Raw genomic sequence first — 3,489 nt, 5'->3', positions numbered from 1 at the left:
AAAATATCGCACTAATATCACACTTTAAAGATTGATATTGTCAGCTTTCTATAAGTTGGCTGATTCATCAAGAGGAAAATTCATAAAAAGATGAGAAGACAATTTAACCGACGCAAGTTTATAATCTACGGTTCTTTAACTTTTGGAAGCAGCTTTTTTTTGAAAGCTTGCGCGAATAATTCTCCAACTGCGACACAGAGTCCAGCCGTGACTCCCACTGCTTCCCCAGCGGCAGCGACTGCTGGTAACACCATCAAAGTAGGTATTTTGCACTCTCTGAGTGGTACGATGTCTATTAGTGAAAAAAGCGTTGTTGATGCTGAAAAGTTAGCAATCAAAGAAATTAACGCTGCTGGTGGTGTCTTAGGTAAACAAATTGAAGCAATTACCGAAGATGGTGCTTCTAACTGGGATACTTTTAGAGAAAAAGCAACTAAGCTAATAGATCAAGATAAAGTCGCTGTCGTTTTTGGTTGTTGGACTTCTGCTAGCCGCAAGAACGTTAAGCCAGTATTTGAGAGCAAAAACCACATGCTCTGGTATCCTGTGCAATATGAAGGTCAAGAGTGTTCTAAAAATATTTTCTACACTGGCGCTGCACCAAATCAACAAATTGAACCATCTGTTGATTGGCTGTTAAAAAATAAGGGCAAAGAATTCTTCTTAGTTGGCTCTGATTACGTTTTTCCCCGGACAGCTAATACCATCATTAAAGCTCAACTGGAAGCTTTAGGTGGAAAAACAGTTGGTGAAGATTATTTACCTCTTGGCAATACAGAAGTTACACCAATTATCACTAAAATTAAGCAAAATTTGCCCAATGGTGGCGTGATTTACAACACCTTAAATGGCGATAGCAACGTTGCTTTCTTCAAACAATTAAAAGGGGCTGGATTGACACCAGATAAATATCCCTCTATGTCTGTAAGTATTGCCGAAGAAGAAGTCAAAGCAATTGGTGTAGAGTATCTCAAAGGTCATTATGCAGCTTGGAACTATTTTCAAACAGTAGACACACCTGCTAATAAGAAGTTTGTGGCAGCTTTCAAAAAAGAATACGGTGAAAATCGGGTGACAAATGACCCAATGGAAGCAGCATACATTGCAGTTTATCTGTGGAAACAAGCAGTCCAAAAAGCTGGTACTACAGATATAGCTAAGGTAAGCGCTGCGGCTTATGGTCAAACTCTAGATGCGCCTGAAGGTAAAGTGACAATGGATGCCAATCATCACATATCCAAAATTGTGCGGATTGGTCAAGTTAGACAAGATGGTTTATTTGATATTGTCTATGCTACTCCAACAGCAGTTGAGCCAGTTCCTTGGAATCAATTTGTGAAAGAAACTAAAGGATTTGCTTGTGATTGGAGTGACCCTGCTAAGGGTGGTAAGTTCAAGAAAACTTAAATAATTCGTAATTCGTAATTCGTAATATTCTCGTTTCCAGGTTCTACCTGGAAATGCTGCTCATTGCGGCTCTGCCGCGAGTCAGGAGGCAGAGCCTCCTAACAGGCATTCCCAGTCTGAGACTGGGAACGAGGTACATGAGGTAATAACTATTAGCTGATAGCTGTTGTGGAGAAATAAGTGTTAACAGGATTCTTAGAAGCTGTATTTAATGGTATTAGTATTGGCGCTGTATTATTGATTGCCGCGTTGGGACTAGCCATTATATTTGGATTGATGGGCGTCATCAATATGGCGCATGGTGAATTGATGATGTTCGGCGCTTATACAACTTATGTTGTGCAAAATGTCTGCAAACAATTGGGTGGGGTGTGGTTTGAAGTCTATATATTTTTGGCTTTAATTATTGCTTTTATCTTCACGGCTGCTGTGGGATTAATTCTAGAAAAAGGCGTGATTCGTTATCTCTATGGACGCCCATTAGAAACTCTGTTGGCAACTTGGGGAGTAAGTTTAATTTTTCAGCAGTTTGTTCGCAGCGTGAATTGGGTATTGATAATTGGTATCGGCTTATTTTCTCTGCTGTTTTTTGGAGGTTTATGGATTTTAAATTCCCGCACTGATTTGGGAAGGGTTCGTAACTGGATTGTGGCGGTGATATTTTTACTATCGCTAGGGGTGACAATCACAACGGGCAATTTATTGAGTCAAACTTATCAGTTAGCAGTGACTCAACCTTGGTTTGGCGCTCAAAATGTAGATGTAACAGCACCAACTTGGTTACAAGCAGGGATATCTTTAGGTGGTGTGCAATTACCCTTTGCCAGGTTATTTATTATTGCTTTAACAATAATCTGTGTGGCGGGAATTTACTTATTTTTACAACGTTCTAGCTGGGGTTTAAGAATTCGGGCGGTGACGCAAAACCGGAGTATGAGTGCTTGTTTGGGTATCCCAACTCAAAAGGTGGACGCGATTACTTTTGCACTGGGTTCTGGTTTAGCTGGTGTGGCGGGATGTGCGATTAGTTTGCTTGGTTCTGTGGGGCCAAATACGGGACAAAACTATATTATTGATACTTTTATGGTGGTTGTCGTTGGAGGTGTGGGCAATTTAGCTGGGACGATTGTGGCTGCTTTGGGTATTGGTACGGCTAATTTTTTAATTGGTTCTGGGACTTTGGCTTTGTTGTTGAGCCCTGTTAAGCCTTTGGCTGATTTTTTTACTTTTTTTGCCACGACGAGTATGGCGAAGGTGATGGTATTTGCGCTGATTATTGTGTTTTTACAGTGGAAGCCTGGGGGAATTTTTCCGCAGAAGGGACGTACTGTTGATGTTTAAACGAACCGCAGAGACGCAGAGGACGCAGAGAATGAGGAAAAGGGGAGGAGGGTTATTAATTGAGGTGGGGGTGACGATCGCGATCGCACTCTTCCTTATAATTGTTATGCCACTGTTGCTTACGGAGTTTCGCCTGAATTTGTTGGGGCGATTTTTGTCGCTGGCGATCGCAGCTTTGGGTATCGATTTGATTTGGGGGTATACTGGTTTATTGAGTTTGGGACATGGTATTTTCTTTGGTTTGGGTGGATATGCGATCGCAATGTACCTGAAGTTGCAAGTCCCTACTGGAGAATTGCCTGATTTCATGGGGCTTTATGGGGTTACAGAACTTCCCGCCTTTTGGCAACCTTTTTATTCGTTTCCTTTGACAATAGCTGCTGTGGTACTAATTCCAGGGTTATTGGCGGGATTGTTGGGATATTTGGTTTTCCGAAATCGTCTCAAGGGAGTTTATTTTTCTATCTTGACTCAAGCTGGAACTATTGTATTTTTCAACTTCTTTAACGGTCAACAACAATTTTTCAACGGCACGAACGGACTGATAGATTTTACAACTTTGTTTGGCGCAACGGTCAGTGATGCCAAAACGCAGTTTATTTTCTATACGCTGACGGTAGTGTTTCTCGCAATCAACTACGGAATTTGTCGCTGGTTGACAACTGGACGCTTTGGGAGGTTGTTGATAGCGATTCGTGATGATGAAAGTCGGGTAAGATTTTCTGGCTATGACCCTACAGA

3 protein-coding genes are annotated in these 3,489 nt (G+C 41.5%); all 3 read left to right on the top strand.

Annotated elements, in window-relative coordinates:
• Positions 1-90: 90 nt before the first annotated feature.
• Positions 91-1,407 carry an urea ABC transporter substrate-binding protein gene (gene urtA / locus IQ229_RS18885; protein ID WP_194046379.1) on the top strand — a complete coding sequence of 439 codons (1,317 nt, stop codon included), beginning with the start codon at positions 91-93 and terminating at the stop codon, positions 1,405-1,407.
• A gap of 180 nt (positions 1,408-1,587) precedes the next feature.
• Positions 1,588-2,748, top strand: coding sequence for an urea ABC transporter permease subunit UrtB (urtB, locus tag IQ229_RS18880; RefSeq protein WP_194046377.1), 1,161 nt, complete (start codon positions 1,588-1,590; stop codon positions 2,746-2,748).
• Between the two features lie 31 nt (positions 2,749-2,779).
• Positions 2,780-3,489, top strand: a 710-nt coding sequence (gene urtC / locus IQ229_RS18875) for an urea ABC transporter permease subunit UrtC (RefSeq protein WP_194046375.1), incomplete at its 3' end; no start/stop codon positions are given.

Origin of the sequence: Nostoc cf. edaphicum LEGE 07299 (genome assembly GCF_015207245.1) — a bacterium.
In the GTDB taxonomy this organism is placed as follows: Bacteria; Cyanobacteriota; Cyanobacteriia; order Cyanobacteriales; family Nostocaceae; genus Nostoc; species Nostoc edaphicum_B.
The sequence above is the reverse complement of the archived record's forward strand: the minus strand, read 5'-3'. Positions and strand labels throughout refer to the sequence as shown.

Coding starts and splice junctions, on each gene's coding strand:
- urtA (WP_194046379.1), top strand. CDS start 91: ATGAGAAGACAATTTAACCGACGCAAGTTTATAATCTACGGTTCTTTA.